The following is a 15,610-nucleotide window of genomic DNA, read 5'->3' as shown; positions in this document are numbered from 1 at the left end:
CCGGGCCCCCCGCAAACACCATCTTCTTGACGACATTACCCCCTTTCCACCCTGCCGGTCCGCCCCCCCCCCCGTTTGTTTTTGGGGGGGGGGGGGCCCCCCCCCCCCCGGGGGGCCCCCCACCCGGCCCGCCGGTCCGCGACCTCGGCCGGCTGGGCCTGACCCTGTCCGCCGCGACCGCCGGAGCGCAGCGGCTCCAGGAGATCCTTCGGGCGGGATCACCGTCGACATCGACTCCCCCGGAGTGCTCGGCCATCACTGAGCATCACCCTCCAGGCGTGCGCCCCGGCCGACCGCCACGCGGAGTACGTCCTCCAGGGACTCCAGCGATCTGGTGAGCGCGAAGCGTACGGCGCGTTCGCCCGCTTTCGGGTCGGCGAGTACGGCTCTGGCGCCTGCCAGGACCTGGTGGCCGGACTCCAGTTGGGCCGCCTCCAGGTCGTCCGCGAGCCGGGAGAGTCGGCTGTCCGCGCTGTCGGTGCTCAGATAGCAGGGCCTGCCCTCCGGGGTCGTCCACGGCAGAAGGCGCAGCGGGCCGGTCACGCGTGCACCGCGGTGAGCCGGCAGCGGCACCGGGGTGCGGCGGGCGCCGCTCGATGCCGGCCCCGTGCAGGCAACAGTGCCCGCAGCAGCAACTCGCAGAACGTCGTGCCGAGTCGGCTCATGTCCGATCTCCTGGTGACTGGGGTGGCTTTGAACAGCGGTGATTACCGTTCGTACCTCGATCGTCACTGCTCGGACGTACGCTGCGGAAGAGGGCGGCCGTTGCCTGGGCGCCCAGGCAACGGTTGGGGGTGACGTGGACGAACGCCTTGACGGTGAACGGGGTTCGGGGCTCGCGGGGCTGGGTCGGACCCTGCGGCACCTGCGGGAGAAGGCCGGGAAGTCGTTGGGGCAACTGGCCCAGGAGACGGCGTACGACAAGAGCTATCTGAGCCGTCTGGAAGCGGGCAAGCGGCTGTCCAAGATGGCGGTCATGGAGGACCTCGACCGCTACTACGGGTCCGGTGACCTGCTGGTTTAGCTGTGGAAGACGGCACGGCACGACGCGTTCAAGGACAGGTACAAGGAGTTCATGCGGCTGGAGGCGACGGCTCGGGTCATGCATAAGCTCACGCTCGGCGTGCCTGGCCTGTTGCAGACCGAGGAGTTCGCCCGGGAGGTGTTGTCTGGCGCACAGGCAACACCAGGCAACAGCGAAATTGTCGAAGAGCAGGTGGCCGCGCGCATGGGACGTCAGCTTCTGCTACGCCGGACCCCGGCGCCCAACGTGCGCTTCATCGTGGACGAGTACGCCTTCCGGCGCCCGGCCGGCACCGCGAAGAACTGGGACGACCAGCTGCTTCGTATCGAAGCCGCCGCCTGGCGCAAGTCGTCCTACAGCGACGGGGGAGACAACAACTGCGTCGAGGTCGCCGCAGGCTTCCCCGGCATCGTGCCCGTCCGCGACAGCAAGACGCCGCAGGGTCCCGTCCTGGTCTTCTCGGCCGACCCCTGGGCCCTGTTCGTGCGGAGCGTCAGCCCGTAACCAGGTACCCGGACGGCGCGGCCCGCTGAGCCCCCTGCGGTGGACACACGCGCCGAGTGCCAGAGTGGGGGAGTACCCGCCCCACCGCCCGCCTCTCTGGAGACAGACCCGTTCCCATGCGCCTGCTGCTGATTCGTCATGGTCAGACCCCCTCCAACGTCGAGCACCTGCTGGACACGGCTGTGCCGGGGCCCGGGCTGACCCCTCTCGGGCAGCAGCAGGCGGCGGCGCTTCCCCAGGCGCTGGCCGGGGAGGAGATCGGCGCCCTGTACGCGTCCACCCTGCTCCGCACACAGCTCACCGCCGCCCCGCTGGCGGCCCGGACGGGACTGGAGGTCCGGGTGCGGGACGGCATCCGGGAGCTGGCCGCCGGCGACCTGGAGATGCGGGGCGACGCCGACGCCGTCAAGACGTACCTGCGGACCGTCTTCGCCTGGGCCGCCGGAGACATGGAGCTGCGTATGCCCGGCGGCGAGAACGGCGAGGAGGCCCTGCGTCGCCTCGACGCCGTGATCGGGGAGGCCGCGGACAGCGGCGTACGGACGGTGGCCATGGTCAGCCATGGCGCCGCCATCCGTATGTGGGCGGCCGCCCGCGCAGGCAACGTCGACGTGGACTTCGCCGCCGCCCACGCGCTGGAGAACACCGGTGTCGTCGTCATCGAGGGCACCCCCGCCGACGGCTGGCGGGTCCTGACGTGGGAAGGCCGGTCCCTGGGCCCCGAGGCCGAGGCCCCCGAGGCGAGCGGGCCCACGGGAGAACCCTTGAGCGGCGGCGTCGACGGCTGACCGGTGCCTGCGTGCTCGCGTGCTCGGGCCGGTCGGAGCAGACCCTGTCGCGGGGATCCGACCCCCGGAGATCGGGTCAGTCCAGCGCCGGCGGCAGGGTCGGGGCGCCGGGCAGCCGGATCGCCGCGACCGTGCCGCCGCCCTCCGCCGGGCCCAACGTCACCTCGCCGCCCGCCTCCTGCACCGTACGGGCCACGATGGACAGACCGAGACCCGAGCCTGGCAGCGCCCGCGCGCTCGGGGAGCGCCAGAAGCGGTCGAAGACGTGCGGGAGTTCGTCGGCGGGGACACCGGGGCCGTGGTCCCGTACGGTCAGCAGGCCGTCCGTGAGGGCGACGTCGATCGTGCCGCCCTCGGGGCTGAACTTCACCGCGTTGTCGAGGATGTTGACGATCGCCCGCTCCAGGGCGGTGGGCTCCGCCCGTACGAACCACGGGTGCACGTCCGCCGTGATCGTCAGCTCGGGGCCGCGCAGCCGCGCCCGGCGCAGGGCCGCCTCCACGATGTCCCGCAGCGGGACCACCTGCACGCGGTCGGGCGGCGTGCCCGCGTCCGACCGCGACAGCGTCTGCAGGTCGCCGATGAGCGCGGCCAGTTCGGTCATCTGCGCCTTGACCGAGGCGAGCAGCGCCTTGCGGTCCGGCGCAGGGATGGGCCGGCCCGTCTCCTCGCTGCGGGTGAGCAGTTCGATGTTCGTCCGCAGGGAGGTGAGGGGGGTGCGCAGTTCGTGACCGGCGTCGGCGATGAGCTGCTGCTGCACCTCGCGGGAGGTGGCGAGCGAGGCGGTCATCGAGTTGAAAGAACGGGAGAGACGGGCGATCTCGTCCTCGCTCTCGTCCTCCACGGGGATGCGGACGGAGAGGTCCTCCGTGCGGGCCACGTGCTCGACGGCGGCGGTGAGCTTGTCGACGGGGCGCAGACCGGCGCGGGCCACGGCCAGGCCGGCGATCCCGGCGCCGACCACTCCGATACCGGAGACCACGAGGAGCAGCAGCGCCAGTTCGTCGAGCGTGGACTGGGTGCTCTCCAGCGGGTACGCGATGACCAGCGCGTGGCCCTCGACCAGTGACCGTCCCGGACCGGCGAGGACCACGGGCACGGTCAGCACCCGGACGGGTTTCCCTTCGCTGTCGGTGCCGTTGCGGTACACCTCGGTGTCGGGGGCGGGGTTCTCGGCCACCTCCGTGTCACGGCCGGTGACCCGTACCACGCCCGCCGAATTGTCCAGGGCGCACGCCGTGCCGTCCGCCTTGACCAACTGGAGGTAGTAGTCGGACGGCGGACCGAAGATGTTCTGGCGGGAGGGGGAGGAGTCGCAGTCGCCCAGCACCGAGTTGATGGTGCCCGCTTCGACCGGGCCGTTGACGCCGCGCAGGTCGCTGTCGATCTCGTCGTACAGCTTCCCCCGCACGATGAACCAGGCCGTCACCGACACCGCCGCCACCGCGAAAGCCACCGCCGCCGCCACCAGGAGGGACAGCCGGGTGCGGATCGGCAGCGCGGTGAACCGGCGTACGACCCTCCTCACTCCGAGCCGCCCGACCGCAGCACGTACCCCACACCCCGCACGGTGTGCACGAGACGCGGCTCGCCGCCGGCCTCCGTCTTGCGCCGCAGGTACATCACGTACACGTCCAGCGAGTTGGAGCTCGGCTCGAAGTCGAAGCCCCAGACCGCCTTCAGGATCTGCTCCCGCGTGAGGACCTGGCGCGGATGGGCCAGGAACATCTCAAGAAGCGTGAACTCGGTACGGGTCAGCTCGACGGGACGCCCGGCGCGGGTGACCTCCCGGGTCGCGAGGTCCATGCGCAGGTCGCCGAAGGTGAGCGCGTCGTCCGCCGGGGCACCGACCGCCGCGGCCGCGTACGAACTGCGCCGCAGCAGTGCCCGTACCCGTGCGAACAGCTCGTCCAGTTCGAACGGCTTGACCAGGTAGTCGTCGGCGCCCGCGTCGAGCCCGGTGACCCGGTCGCCGACCGTGTCACGGGCGGTGAGCATGAGGATGGGTGTCGTGGTGCCCGCGCCGCGCATCCGGCGGGCGGCGGTCAGGCCGTCCATCCGGGGCATCTGGATGTCGAGGACCACCAGGTCGGGCCGGTAGGCGAGGGACTTCTCCAGCGCGTCCGCGCCGTCGACGGCCACCTCGGTGTCGTACCCCTCGAAGGCGAGGCTGCGCTGGAGGGCTTCGCGCACGGCCGGCTCGTCGTCGACGATCAGGATGCGCTGGGGTTCACGGTCGCCTTCGGCGGGACTCATCGCGATCGGTTCCTCGGGTGCGGTGGGACGTGGGCGGGCGCTGTCAGCCTCGCACGTTTCTCCTGCGGGGATGGATCTTCCTCGTGGCGCGGCCGGGCCCGGAAGCCGGGGACCCGGGGCTTGCGGGCCCGGTGAGCCAGGAGGGATCAGCCGCGTACGGTACGGCGGGTGCGGGCGGCGGCGGTGCCGCGGCGGGCGGTGCCGCGCGGAGCCGGCGCGGCGGCGACCTCGGGCGCGCGGGACGCCGGGGCGTGCAGCTCGTGGGCCACCACGAGAGCCAGGGTGAATGCGGCAGGGTCGGCCCGGTCGGCCGGATCGGCAGTATGCACCGGGTCGGCCGGGTCCGTGCCCGTGAAGGTGTGGGACACGATCGTGATCTGCATGCTGACCTCCTGGGCCGGCTCAGCTGTCGGAGCCGCCGGAGCGGAGCGAGGCCAGGTCGGACTTGACGGTGTTGATCGGGATGGCGAAGCCGAGGCCGACACTGCCGGCGGTCGACGAGGAGGCTTCCGCGGCCGAGTACATCGCGGAGTTGATGCCGATGATGTTGCCGTTCATGTCGATCAGCGCGCCTCCGGAGTTGCCCGGATTGAGGGACGCGTCGGTCTGCAGGGCCTTGTACGTCGTCGTGGACGAACCGGTGTCGCCGTTGAACTCCTGGCCGCCGAACTCGAACGGCCACTGCCCGCTGCCCCCCTGCTGTTGCTGCTGCCCCTGGCTCTCGCCGGTGGAGACGGTGACGTCCCGGTCGAGCGCGGAGACGATGCCGCTGGTGACGGTGCCGGTCAGGCCCTCGGGCGAACCGATCGCCACGACCTCGTCGCCGACCTTGACGGCGTCGGAGTCGCCGAGCGTCGCGGGCGTCAGACCGGACGGCGCGTCCTCCAGCCTGATCAGCGCGAGGTCCTTCTTGCTGTCGGTGCCGACGACGTCCGCGGTGTACGACTTGCCGTCGCTCAACTGCACCTTGATCTGGGAGGCGCCGGAGATCACGTGGTTGTTGGTGATGATCTCGCCGCCCGCCGTGATGACCACGCCGGAACCGGTCGAGGAGCCCGCGTTCGAGGTCGCGCTGATCTCGACGATGCTCGGGCCGACCGCCTGCGCGACCCCGGCGACCGTGCCCTTCTGGCTCGCGGCGACGACGCTGGTGCTCGTGCTGGTGCCGCCGGAAGCGGTGTCGTTGCCGGTCAGCTCCTGGAAGGTGTACGCGGTACCGCCGCCCACGGCCGCCGCGGCTATCGCGACGGCGGCCAGCAGGGCCAGCGGCCCCTTGGCCCGCCTGCGCGGAGCTGCGGGAGCGGCGGAGACGGGCTCCGCGAGGAGAGCGGTGGGGGCGGCGCCGCCCTGCTGTTCCGGCCGGTACGCCGGCGGGGGCGGCCACTCCGGATTCACGGAGGGGGCGTGGGGCTGGTCGTGCGACTGCTCGTACGGCTGTCCTGAGTATGCGGACTGCTGCTGGTCGCCCTGGGGGTACTCGCCGCTGCGGCGGAAGCTCTCGGTCATGGGTCAGACTCTGCCGCCCGCTGATGAGAGCTCCCTGAGTGCTGCCTGAGAAGCCCGGCAGAACCTCGTATGCCCGATATAAAGGCGACGGGCCGCGCTGCCCGGAGGCCGGGGTCCGCCGGGCCGGAACACCGGGGTCCGCTGCCGCCGGGGAAACGGACGGTTGCCGGACGGTGATGTGCGGGAAGCGGTGGACGAATACTTGTCGGTCTGCTGTGAAGCGTGTGTGCAGAGGGGTTTGTGAGCCGCATTCTTGGTGGGTTCACGACACATCACCACATCAGGAGCCCTGAGTGATACCTGCTCTGCGCAGCCGTTGGAGACGCACCGCCACGGCGTTCCCCGCGGCCGCCCTCGCGCTGGCGCTGAGTTGCGCCGGCGTCCTCGCGGCCCAGCCCGCGACCGCCGCGGACGGCCCCGCCGCGGGTCTGCCCGACGCGGGCCTCGCGCAGCCCGTGGAACCGACCGCCTCCACGGAGGAACTGCGCGACCGGATCGTCGACGCCGCGAAGGCGACCGGCGAGACCCCGGACGACGCCTCGCCCAGCAAGTCGCCGTTCATCATCGGCGGCGGCCAGACCACGATCGCCAGCGCACCGTGGATGGTCCAGCTCGGGTACTACGACCCGGCGACCGACGAGGGCTACTTCTGCGGCGGCACCCTGGTCGCCCCGAACAAGGTCCTCACCGCCGCGCACTGCGTCGCGGGCCTGGACTGGGTGGGCAACGGCGCGGTCCTGGCCGGCACCACCGACCTGGACGACTACGCGAGCGGCACCCCGGCGGGCGTGTTCCGCCAGTGGAACCACCCCGGCTACAACGCCGACACCACCCGGAACGACATCGCGGTCCTCACCCTGGACCGTCCGCTGGTGGACCGGCCGACCCTGCGCCTGGCCGCGTCCGACGACAGCGCGCTCTACAAGCCCGGCACCACCGGCACCGTCTACGGCTGGGGTTTGACGTCGGGGGCCGAGGGCGCCACCCTCTCGACGAAGCTGAAGAAGGCAAGCCTGCCGCTGGTCGCCGACGCGACCTGCAAGAGCGCGATGGCGTCGGTCCTCGACGGGGACTACTTCGTCGCCGGCTCGATGGCCTGCGCGGGCACCCCCGCGACCGGCGTCGACCAGGGCACCAACAGCCCCTGCAACGGTGACTCCGGCGGCCCCCTGGTCGTCGGCAACAAGATCGTCGGCATCGTCTCCTGGGGCGTCGCGGGCTGCACCGCCAAGGGTGCCTACCCGGTCTTCACCAAGGTCAGCTCGTACACCTGGGCGGCCCAGCCGCGCATCGACGACACCGACCTGTCCTACGACGGCCGCGCCGACCTGCTCGCGCGCACGCCCTCCGGCGGCCTCTTCCAGCAGAACAGCAAGGGCACCTCGCTCGCGCAGCGCGCCTACTCGGGTGCCGACTGGCAGAACGCCTCCTGGGTCCTCCAGGCCGACCTGGACCGGGACTACTACCAGGACCTGATCCTGCGCGACAAGAACGACGGCAAGCTGTACCGCAGCTACCTGGACCACGCGGCCGGCGACTGGGCCTGGATGCAGGTCAGTTCGGTCTGGGGCGGCTACAAGTCGTACGCGGTCCCCGGCGACATGACGGGCGACGCGCGCCCGGACCTGCTCGCGGTGGACGCCGACGGCTCGGTCTACCTGTACCCGGGCCGGGGCAACGGCCAGTTCTACGGCAAGGTCAAGGTCGTCAGCGGCGCCTGGAAGAACGTCAAGATCTTCGGTCACGGCGACCTCTCCGGCGACGGCAAGCCCGACCTGCTCGTCCGCTCCACGGACGGCACGCTGTGGCTCTACCGCGGCACGGGCAAGGAGAAGACCCCCTGGTCGGCGCGGATCAAGGCGCGCACCGGCTGGAACTTCACGTCGTACGTCTCCAGCGGCGACGTGACGGGAGACGGCATCGCCGACGTCATGACCCGCGACTCCGGCGGCACGCTCTGGCTGTACAAGGGCACGAACAAGGCGTCCACGGACCTCTTCGCCGCCCGCACCAGCCTGGGCACGGGCTTCAACCAGTACAACCTGCTGTTCTAGTCCGGCAACGACACACAACGGCCCCTGCCACCAGGCAGGGGCCGTCCGCATGCGGCACCTACGGGCAGCGCCCGCCTCTCAGGGGCGCGGGGAACTGCGCGACCAACCCCGACGCACCCGCACCCGAGAACGCACCCGCACCTAACACCCACAAGAACGCCGGACCACCAAAGAAGACGGGAACAACTTCAACCGCTCCCGCCGAGCCCCAGCAACCCGCAGCCCGTCATCGAGCACCAGATCGACGGCCGCCCGGGCCATCGCAGACCGATCGCTCGCGATCGTGGTCAGCGGCGGATCGGTCAACGCCGCCTCCTTGATGTCGTCGAACCCGGCGACGGCCAGCTCCCCCGGCACATCGATCCGCAGCTCACGGGCCGCCCGCAACAGTCCGATCGCCTGGTCGTCGGTGGAACAGAAGATCGCCGGCGGCCGGTCGGGCCCGGCCAGCAGTTCGAGCCCCACCTTGTACGCGTCGTACCGGTTGTAGAGCGCCTCGAAGAGGCGACCCTCGGTCGAGCGCCCCGCCCCGTGCATCGCCCGCCGCCACCCCTCGACATGGTCCGAGACGGGGTCACCGACCGTGGGCGTCTCCGCGACACCGCCGAGACAGGCGACGTACTCGTGGCCGTGCTCCAGCAGATGCTGCGTGGCGAGCTGCGCGCCCCCCACGTCGTCCGTGACGACCGCGACGTCGTCGATGGCCTCGGGCCGCTCGTGCAGCAGCACCACCCGGGCGTCCCACGCCTCGATCTCGGCGGCGGCCAGGTCGTTCAGCGCGTGGCTGACGAGGATGAGCCCCGAGACCCGCATGCCGAGGAAGGCCCGCAGATAGTGGACCTCGCGCTCGCCGATGTAGTCGGAGTTGCCGACGAGCACCATTTTCCCGCGCTCGGACGCGGCCTGTTCGACCGCGTGCGCCATCTCCCCGAAGAAGGGCTGGCGCGCGTCCGGCACGATCAGACCTATGAGGTCGGTCCGCCGAGACGCCATGGCCTGGGCGACCCGGTCGGGCCGGTACCCCAGCTCCTTGATGGCGGCGAGGACACGCTCGCGCGTGGCCGGGGCGACCGGCCGGGGTCCGTTGTTGATGACATAACTGACGACGGCGGTGGAAGTACCCGCCAGTCGCGCCACGTCATCCCGAGTCACCTTGGCCACGCGCGGAGTCTACGCGGATGGACCTACCGCTGGGCAGGCCGTACGGCTTCTTCCTGGGGCTTCGCCGAGGCGTCCGCGGCACCGGTCGCGTCGAGGTGCGCCGTCTCGTCCGCATCCGCCGCCTTTGGCCGGTCGGCGGCCTTGGCCTTCGGCTCCGCCCCGGCGGTCCGGTCGGCTTTCTCGGGCGTGACGAACCGGTACCCGACGTTGCGGACGGTGCCGATCAGCGACTCGTGCTCGGGGCCGAGCTTCGCGCGCAGCCGCCGTACGTGCACGTCGACGGTCCGCGTACCGCCGAAGTAGTCGTAGCCCCAGACCTCCTGCAGCAGCTGGGCGCGGGTGAAGACCCGGCCCGGGTGCTGGGCGAGGTACTTGAGGAGCTCGAACTCCTTGAAGGTCAGATCGAGGACCCGGCCCTTGAGCTTGGCGCTGTAGGTGGCCTCGTCCACGGAGAGGTCGCCGTTGCGGATCTCCATGGGGGAGTCGTCGTTGACGATCTGCTGGCGGCCCATGGCCAGCCGCAACCGTGCCTCGACCTCGGCGGGGCCCGCGGTGTCGAGCAGGACGTCGTCGATGCCCCAGTCGGCGGTGACGGCCGCGAGACCGCCCTCCGTCACGACGAGGACGAGGGGACAGCCGGGCCCGGTGGAGCGCAGCAGCTGGCACAGGCTGCGGACCTGCGGGAGGTCACGGCGTCCGTCGACGAGGATGACGTCGGCGCCGGGGGTGTCGACGAGGGCGGGGCCCTCCGCCGGGGCCACGCGGACGTTGTGCAGCAGCAGGCCGAGGGCGGGAAGCACCTCCGTCGACGGCTGGAGGGCGTTGGTGAGGAGCAGCAGAGAGCTCATCGCGCCCCACCTGCTCGGGTCGTCCTACGGTCACAAACGGTTCGCTCGCCCATAACGTCTGGTTCCTCCTCGGTCCCTGCGAGGACGTTTTCGGCATTGCCCAGAGTCGTATACAGACTTCGTATACAACGCTGCAGAAAGCGCAAAAGGACCCGGGGGCTTCGCTGCCCGAGTCCTCTGCCCAGCAGAATAGCCCACATGAGCCAAGGTCCGGCAGGTCATGTGACGCGATCTTTCATTCGTCCAGAACCTGAGACAGCTGGGGGATGTACGGAAAGTTCGCCCGGAGGACCTCCGCGAGGGGCGCTGCGGAGGTTTCTGCGTACCGCGGACGGCGTGACGATCGACGCCGCGTACCAGCCCGCGGAGGGTGCGTCCGGCACCTCCGGCGATCTCGCGTTCGTCGTGGCGCACGGCTTCACGGGCGACCTGGAGCGTCCGCACCTCCGGCGTGCGGCGGACGCCTTCGCGCAGTACGCGGCGGTCGTCACCTTCTCCTTCCGCGGGCACGGCGCCTCCGGCGGACGCTCCACGGTCGGCGACCGCGAGGTGCTCGATCTGGCGGCGGCGGTGGAGTGGGCACGAGAGCTCGGTCACACCCGGGTGGCGACCGTCGGCTTCTCCATGGGCGGCTCGGTGGTGCTCCGGCACGCGGCGCTGCACGCGCGCAGTGGTGAGGAGCACGAGGGGCGCACAGGAGCGCATACGGACGCCGTGGTTTCCGTCAGCGCCCCCGCCCGCTGGTACTACCGGGGTACGGCCCCTATGCGCCGCCTGCACTGGCTGGTAACGCGGCCGACGGGCCGGGTGATCGGCCGTTACGGGCTGCGCACCCGCATACACCACCGCGGCTGGGACCCGGTCCCGTCCTCCCCGGTGGAGTCCGTGCCGTTGATCGCGCCCACCCCTCTCCTGATCGTCCACGGCGACCGGGACGGCTACTTCCCCGTGGACCATCCGCGCATGCTGGCCGCCGCGTCCGGGGACCACGCGGAGCTGTGGCTGGAGCGGGGAATGGGCCACGCCGAGAACGCGGCGGACGACGAACTGCTGACCCGCATCGGGGAATGGGCCGCCCGGCGGACGGAAAGGTGACGGCGGGGCCTAGCCTGGCGGTGTCCGTCACCCGTTTTCTTCCACCGTTATCGAGGAACCAGATGGCAAAGGGCACGGTGCGTTACTGGGCCGCCGCCAAGGCCGCCGCAGGGGTCGCCGAGGAGCCGTACGAGGCGGAGACCCTCGCGCAGGCGCTCGACGCCGTACGCGAGCGACACCCCGGCGAACTCTCCCGCGTACTGCGGCGATGCTCGTTCCTCGTCGACGGCGATCCCGTGGGTACCCGCGGGCATGAGACGGTACGGCTGGCCGAGGGCGGCACGGTCGAGGTGCTCCCGCCGTTCGCAGGAGGGTGACGGGACCATGAGCAACCAGCCGTACGAGGGTCCGTACGACGGCGCGTACGACGGGCCGTACGAGGGATACGACCCGTACCAGCAGCAGCACCACCAGCAGCAGGCGGCGTCCGGGTGGCCCGGGCAGCAGCCGTACGACGAGGCCGCCGCGCAGCAGCAGTACACCCAGCAGTGGGAGGGCCAGACCTGGGAGACCCAGGTCCAGCCGCCGGTCGCGCCCGCCGCGGACACGGCGTACCTGCCGCAGCAGGGACAGGGCCAGGCGTCGTACGGGGCGCAGTACGGCGTCGTCGGACAGCCGATGCCGGCGGAGACGGGCTGGAACCAGCAGCCGCAGCCGCCCCAGCCGCTCCAGCCACAGCCGCAGCCGCCCGTTCCCGAGCCCGGCGCCTCCGAGCCCGGCGCCTCCGGGGCCGGGGCCGGCTCCGGTTACGGTCCCGCCACCGTCACCGGCAGTCCCCGGCTCACCGCCGCCCAGCGGGCGCGTGCCGAGGGGCGTTCGCCGATCATCGAGCCCGGTGGACAGCCGGCCGTGCTGACGGCGGTCCTGGCACTGCTGCTCGCCGGCGGGGCGGCGGTCGGGCAGTACGCGCTGGTCGTGCCGCTGGTGATCCTCCAGGCGGTCACGGCGGCGGGCTGGTTCCGGCTGAACGGCATGTGGCCCGCCCGGCAGGGCATCGCGCTCGCCTTCGCGGGCGCGCTCACCGCGGACGCGGCCCTGCTCGCGGCCGGCCGGGAGAACGCCCCCGCCGCGATTCTCGGCACGCTCGGCGTCTGGGTCCTGCTGACCCTGGTCCTCCAGCTGCGCAGCCACGCCGAACCCGACGAGCGGATGTACGGCCTGATGGCCACGGTCGCCTCGGCGGCGCTGGCGATCATCGCCGCGGGACATCTGGCGGCGGAGCCGGAAGCGGTGACCGTGGGCGCGGTCGCGGTCGCGGCGGCCGTCCTGGCACGGTCCCTGCCGCTTCCCACGGCGGCGTCCGTGGTGGTCGCGGTGCTCGCGGCGGCGGGAGCGGGGATCGCCGTGGGCGGGCTGACGGACGTGGGCACGGGCGGGGCGCTGCTGGGCGCGGGCGCCGGGGTCTGTGCCCTGGTGGGACACCGGGTCGCCAGCTACGACTACCCGTCGAGGTTCGTCCACTTCACGGCGGGGGTGGCGCTGCCGCTGGCGGCGGCGGCCCCGGCGGTCTACCTGCTGGGCCGGGCCCTGGTCTGACAAGTTTCTCGCCCCCGCCGCCCCTACCCTTCCCGTCACTGTTCGGGGGCGCTGCCCCCGAACCCCCGGTCCTCAATCTCAATCGCCGGACGGCTGAAGATCTCGCGGCCGGGCGTGAATCTTCGGCCTGTCCGGCGTCTGAGGACGAGCGCGCAGCGCGATGGCGGGGGTCTGGGGGCGCAGCCCCCAGGGTCGGGAAGGGTAGGGGCGGCGGGGGCGCAAACCGACCGTGCCCGCCGCCCCCACCTGTCACAGGTGATCGACAACACCCCCGCCCCCGGCCGGAGGTCCCCGCCGGGGGTTACCCTCGCGCACAGAAGACCGCCAGAGGTGGGGGAACACGGAGACATGCGAGCACTGCGAATACTTCTGATCGTGACCGTCGTCCTGGGCGGACTCTTCGTCATCGCCGACCGTGTGGCCGTCGGCTTCGCCGAGGACGAGGCCGCGGACAGGCTGCGGACCAACGAGGGCCTCACCAGCACCCCGGACGTCTCGATCAAGGGCTTCCCGTTCCTCACCCAGGTGGCCGGCGGCGAACTGGACGAGGTCGAGGTCGGCATCAAGGACTACGACGCCGACACGAGCGGCGCGACGACCGGCACGGACGCCGCCGACACACCCGACACGATCCGTATCGACAACCTGACCGCCCACATGCGCGGTGTCGCGTTCTCCGGCGACTACAGCTCCGCGAAGGCCGCCTCCGCCACCGGCACGGCCACGATCTCGTACGCCGAGCTGCTCAAGACGGCGAAGGCCGAGCCCGTGGACGTCGCGACCGGCGTCACGGCCCAGGTGGTCGGCCTCTCCGACGGCGGCAACGGCAAGATCAAGGTCGAGGTGGAGGCCACCGTGCTCGGCCGCAAGCTCCCCCAGCCGATCTCCGTACTCAGCTCGGTCAGCGTCAAGGGCGACACCGTCGAGGTGCACGCGGACTCCCTGCCCAACCTGGGCGTGGACCTCGCCGAGGACAAGGTCCGCACCATCACCGACATCCGGCAGAGGATCGACGGCCTCCCGGGCGGCATCAAGATCGACAAGGTCGAGGCGGCCGACAAGGGCGTCGACATCGGTGTGAAGGGTTCGGACGTCGACCTCGTCGGGTAGGTGGCGGGAGGTCCGGCCGGAACGCCCGAGAGGCGGACGGGCGTCCGAAGCGCGAGACGGAGCCGTGCGCGCGGCAGCCGTACGAGTGATCCGACCAGGGACGCACAGGCGCAAAACGGCGTGCGAGGCCGGTCGCCCGCCCCTTCCGTCCCCTCCGCGCTCCCTCCGCGTCCCGGGCGCCACCAGGCGTGTCCCACATGGCGGACGATCGCGTCTCACCATGCGACACGCCGGTGACATGCCCGCCCGTCCCTCCTTACGATCGACGCCATGAAGCGACAGGCGGACCTCACGAAGCGGCGGGCAGTAGACCTGTGCCGCGTCGCCGCCATGCTCTGTCGCCCTTTCTGAGCGGAAGCATCCGCCGTTCCGCGATCCGGCCCTTGGACCTCTCTCGTCAGGGCCACTCCCGCGCCGCGTACGCCCGTACGGCCATGGCCGCCGAGCGCGTACCCGCACCCAGCACCCCGCACCGACGCACCGCCCCGCCGTAACTGCCCCGGAGGAGAACGAGCATGAGCCGCAGTGACGTCCTGGTAGACGCCGACTGGGTCCAGGAGCACCTGGACGACCCGAACGTGGCCGTCGTCGAGGTCGACGAGGACACGTCCGCGTACGACAAGAACCACATCAGGAACGCCATCCGGATCGACTGGACCAAGGACCTCCAGGACCCGGTCCGCCGTGACTTCGTCGACCAGGAGGGCTTCGAGAAGCTCCTGTCGGAGAAGGGCATCGCCAACGACACCCTGGTCGTGCTCTACGGCGGCAACAACAACTGGTTCGCGTCCTACGCCTACTGGTACTTCAAGCTGTACGGCCACGAGAACGTGAAGCTGCTCGACGGCGGCCGCAAGAAGTGGGAGCTCGACTCCCGTGACCTGGTCGACGAGGTACCGACCCGCGCGAGGACCGAGTACCGGGCCAAGCCGCAGAACAAGGCGATCCGGGCCTTCCGTGACGACGTCGTCGCCGCTATCGGCACGCAGAACCTCGTCGACGTGCGGTCGCCCGACGAGTTCAGCGGCAAGCTGCTCGCCCCGGCGCACCTGCCGCAGGAGCAGTCGCAGCGTCCGGGCCACGTCCCGTCCGCCCGCAACATCCCGTGGTCGAAGAACGCCAACGACGACGGCACCTTCAAGTCGGACGACGAGCTCAAGGAGCTCTACGCCGACGAGCAGGTCGACCTGGCCAAGGACACCATCGCGTACTGCCGCATCGGTGAGCGTTCCGCGCTGACCTGGTTCGTGCTGCACGAGCTGCTCGGCGTCGAGAACGTCAAGAACTACGACGGTTCGTGGACCGAGTACGGCTCCCTCGTCGGTGTGCCGATCGAGCTCGGCGCCAACAAGTAACCCTCACGGCCTCAAGGACGGAAACGAAACATGTGTGGAGCGAAGGCCGGCGGCCCCGACGCCTCGACGATCAAGCCCGGTGAGACCACCATCCAGGGTCAGGTGACCAAGGACGGCGAGCCGGTGGTGGGCTACGTCCGTCTCCTGGACTCGACGGGCGAGTTCACCGCCGAGGTCCCCACCTCGGCGACCGGACAGTTCCGCTTCTACGCGGCCGAGGGCACCTGGACCGTTCGCGCCCTCGTTCCGGGCGGCACGGCCGACCGTACGGTCGTCGCCCGGACGGGCGGCCTGTCCGAGGTGGCCATCGCCGTCTGAACCGGCCGCACCGTCCGGACGATCTGAACCGTCGAGCGGTTCGCACCGTATGAAC

Annotated in this window: 18 protein-coding genes; 11 read left to right on the top strand and 7 right to left on the bottom strand. The window is 71.3% G+C overall.

The genetic code is table 11. From position 1 onward, the window contains the following. Positions 1-255 precede the first annotated feature (255 nt). Positions 256-543: a hypothetical protein gene (locus ACFYXC_RS30760; protein ID WP_388922906.1), complete on the bottom strand. Its 288-nt coding sequence runs from the start codon at positions 541-543 to the stop codon at positions 256-258. A 256-nt stretch (positions 544-799) separates the two neighbouring features. On the opposite strand from ACFYXC_RS30760, the gene ACFYXC_RS30755 reads away from it, so the two are divergent. The 3 genes from ACFYXC_RS30755 (at position 800) to ACFYXC_RS30745 (ending at position 2,316) form a co-directional block, all read left to right on the top strand. Further along, positions 800-1,024, top strand: a complete 225-nt coding sequence (locus tag ACFYXC_RS30755) for a helix-turn-helix domain-containing protein (protein WP_389555265.1) — start codon at positions 800-802, stop codon at positions 1,022-1,024. Between the two features lie 51 nt (positions 1,025-1,075). Further along, a complete protein-coding gene (locus ACFYXC_RS30750; protein WP_389555264.1) occupies positions 1,076-1,528 on the top strand; it encodes a Scr1 family TA system antitoxin-like transcriptional regulator in 453 nt (150 codons plus the stop codon). Between the two features lie 116 nt (positions 1,529-1,644). Beyond that, positions 1,645-2,316: a histidine phosphatase family protein gene (locus ACFYXC_RS30745; RefSeq protein WP_389555262.1), complete on the top strand. Its 672-nt coding sequence runs from the start codon at positions 1,645-1,647 to the stop codon at positions 2,314-2,316. A gap of 76 nt (positions 2,317-2,392) precedes the next feature. Here ACFYXC_RS30745 and ACFYXC_RS30740 read toward each other — a convergent pair whose 3' ends face one another. The 4 genes from ACFYXC_RS30740 to ACFYXC_RS30725 all read right to left on the bottom strand — a co-directional run bounded on the left by ACFYXC_RS30740 (position 2,393) and on the right by ACFYXC_RS30725 (position 6,078). Then, positions 2,393-3,844 (bottom strand): sensor histidine kinase, encoded by a 1,452-nt coding sequence (locus tag ACFYXC_RS30740; protein WP_389555260.1) that lies wholly within the window; start codon positions 3,842-3,844, stop codon positions 2,393-2,395. Then, the gene (locus ACFYXC_RS30735) at positions 3,841-4,572 is read right to left on the bottom strand and encodes a response regulator transcription factor (protein WP_389555259.1); all 732 of its coding nucleotides are present in this window, start codon (positions 4,570-4,572) and stop codon (positions 3,841-3,843) included. Before ACFYXC_RS30735 ends, ACFYXC_RS30740 begins: the two co-directional genes overlap by 4 nt. 146 nt (positions 4,573-4,718) lie before the next feature. Then, positions 4,719-4,955 carry a hypothetical protein gene (locus ACFYXC_RS30730; RefSeq protein WP_389555257.1) on the bottom strand — a complete coding sequence of 79 codons (237 nt, stop codon included), beginning with the start codon at positions 4,953-4,955 and terminating at the stop codon, positions 4,719-4,721. Between the two features lie 19 nt (positions 4,956-4,974). After that, positions 4,975-6,078 (bottom strand): S1C family serine protease, encoded by a 1,104-nt coding sequence (locus tag ACFYXC_RS30725; RefSeq protein ID WP_389555255.1) that lies wholly within the window; start codon positions 6,076-6,078, stop codon positions 4,975-4,977. A 293-nt stretch (positions 6,079-6,371) separates the two neighbouring features. Between ACFYXC_RS30725 and ACFYXC_RS30720 the strand changes: the two genes are divergently transcribed. After that, positions 6,372-8,132 carry a trypsin-like serine protease gene (locus ACFYXC_RS30720; RefSeq protein WP_389555253.1) on the top strand — a complete coding sequence of 587 codons (1,761 nt, stop codon included), beginning with the start codon at positions 6,372-6,374 and terminating at the stop codon, positions 8,130-8,132. A 141-nt stretch (positions 8,133-8,273) separates the two neighbouring features. On the opposite strand, the gene ACFYXC_RS30715 is transcribed toward ACFYXC_RS30720, so the two are convergent. Together ACFYXC_RS30715 and ACFYXC_RS30710 are read right to left on the bottom strand one after the other, a co-directional pair. Then, the gene (locus ACFYXC_RS30715) at positions 8,274-9,293 is read right to left on the bottom strand and encodes a LacI family DNA-binding transcriptional regulator (protein ID WP_389555251.1); all 1,020 of its coding nucleotides are present in this window, start codon (positions 9,291-9,293) and stop codon (positions 8,274-8,276) included. Between the two features lie 23 nt (positions 9,294-9,316). After that, positions 9,317-10,141 (bottom strand): winged-helix domain-containing protein, encoded by an 825-nt coding sequence (locus ACFYXC_RS30710; protein ID WP_389555249.1) that lies wholly within the window; start codon positions 10,139-10,141, stop codon positions 9,317-9,319. A gap of 198 nt (positions 10,142-10,339) precedes the next feature. On the opposite strand from ACFYXC_RS30710, the gene ACFYXC_RS30705 reads away from it, so the two are divergent. From ACFYXC_RS30705 to ACFYXC_RS30675, 7 genes are all read left to right on the top strand, one after another. Beyond that, positions 10,340-11,236: an alpha/beta hydrolase gene (locus tag ACFYXC_RS30705; protein WP_389555247.1), complete on the top strand. Its 897-nt coding sequence runs from the start codon at positions 10,340-10,342 to the stop codon at positions 11,234-11,236. Positions 11,237-11,298: 62 nt separating this feature from the next. Further along, positions 11,299-11,553, top strand: a complete 255-nt coding sequence (locus tag ACFYXC_RS30700; protein WP_389555246.1) for a MoaD/ThiS family protein — start codon at positions 11,299-11,301, stop codon at positions 11,551-11,553. Positions 11,554-11,560: 7 nt separating this feature from the next. Continuing rightward, a complete protein-coding gene (locus ACFYXC_RS30695; RefSeq protein ID WP_389555244.1) occupies positions 11,561-12,772 on the top strand; it encodes a hypothetical protein in 1,212 nt (403 codons plus the stop codon). Between the two features lie 348 nt (positions 12,773-13,120). Further along, a complete protein-coding gene (locus ACFYXC_RS30690) occupies positions 13,121-13,882 on the top strand; it encodes a DUF2993 domain-containing protein (protein WP_388922953.1) in 762 nt (253 codons plus the stop codon). Positions 13,883-14,152: 270 nt separating this feature from the next. Then, positions 14,153-14,233, top strand: a complete 81-nt coding sequence (locus ACFYXC_RS30685; RefSeq protein ID WP_350751515.1) for an Ms5788A family Cys-rich leader peptide — start codon at positions 14,153-14,155, stop codon at positions 14,231-14,233. Between the two features lie 164 nt (positions 14,234-14,397). After that, positions 14,398-15,237: a sulfurtransferase gene (locus ACFYXC_RS30680; RefSeq protein ID WP_388922956.1), complete on the top strand. Its 840-nt coding sequence runs from the start codon at positions 14,398-14,400 to the stop codon at positions 15,235-15,237. A 30-nt stretch (positions 15,238-15,267) separates the two neighbouring features. Beyond that, positions 15,268-15,555, top strand: coding sequence for a DUF1416 domain-containing protein (locus tag ACFYXC_RS30675; RefSeq protein WP_388922959.1), 288 nt, complete (start codon positions 15,268-15,270; stop codon positions 15,553-15,555). Positions 15,556-15,610 lie beyond the last annotated feature (55 nt).

Origin of the sequence: Streptomyces sp. NPDC002701, from assembly GCF_042889045.1 — a bacterium.
In the GTDB taxonomy this organism is placed as follows: Bacteria; Actinomycetota; Actinomycetes; order Streptomycetales; family Streptomycetaceae; genus Streptomyces.
This window is presented reverse-complemented; position numbering and strand designations above follow the sequence as displayed.

Coding starts and splice junctions, on each gene's coding strand:
- ACFYXC_RS30750 (WP_389555264.1), top strand. CDS start 1,076: ATGCGGCTGGAGGCGACGGCTCGGGTCATGCATAAGCTCACGCTCGGC.
- ACFYXC_RS30745 (WP_389555262.1), top strand. CDS start 1,645: ATGCGCCTGCTGCTGATTCGTCATGGTCAGACCCCCTCCAACGTCGAG.
- ACFYXC_RS30735 (WP_389555259.1), bottom strand. CDS start 4,572: ATGAGTCCCGCCGAAGGCGACCGTGAACCCCAGCGCATCCTGATCGTC.
- ACFYXC_RS30730 (WP_389555257.1), bottom strand. CDS start 4,955: ATGCAGATCACGATCGTGTCCCACACCTTCACGGGCACGGACCCGGCC.
- ACFYXC_RS30725 (WP_389555255.1), bottom strand. CDS start 6,078: ATGACCGAGAGCTTCCGCCGCAGCGGCGAGTACCCCCAGGGCGACCAG.
- ACFYXC_RS30710 (WP_389555249.1), bottom strand. CDS start 10,141: ATGAGCTCTCTGCTGCTCCTCACCAACGCCCTCCAGCCGTCGACGGAG.
- ACFYXC_RS30705 (WP_389555247.1), top strand. CDS start 10,340: ATGAGCCAAGGTCCGGCAGGTCATGTGACGCGATCTTTCATTCGTCCA.
- ACFYXC_RS30700 (WP_389555246.1), top strand. CDS start 11,299: ATGGCAAAGGGCACGGTGCGTTACTGGGCCGCCGCCAAGGCCGCCGCA.
- ACFYXC_RS30695 (WP_389555244.1), top strand. CDS start 11,561: ATGAGCAACCAGCCGTACGAGGGTCCGTACGACGGCGCGTACGACGGG.
- ACFYXC_RS30690 (WP_388922953.1), top strand. CDS start 13,121: ATGCGAGCACTGCGAATACTTCTGATCGTGACCGTCGTCCTGGGCGGA.
- ACFYXC_RS30685 (WP_350751515.1), top strand. CDS start 14,153: ATGAAGCGACAGGCGGACCTCACGAAGCGGCGGGCAGTAGACCTGTGC.
- ACFYXC_RS30680 (WP_388922956.1), top strand. CDS start 14,398: ATGAGCCGCAGTGACGTCCTGGTAGACGCCGACTGGGTCCAGGAGCAC.
- ACFYXC_RS30675 (WP_388922959.1), top strand. CDS start 15,268: ATGTGTGGAGCGAAGGCCGGCGGCCCCGACGCCTCGACGATCAAGCCC.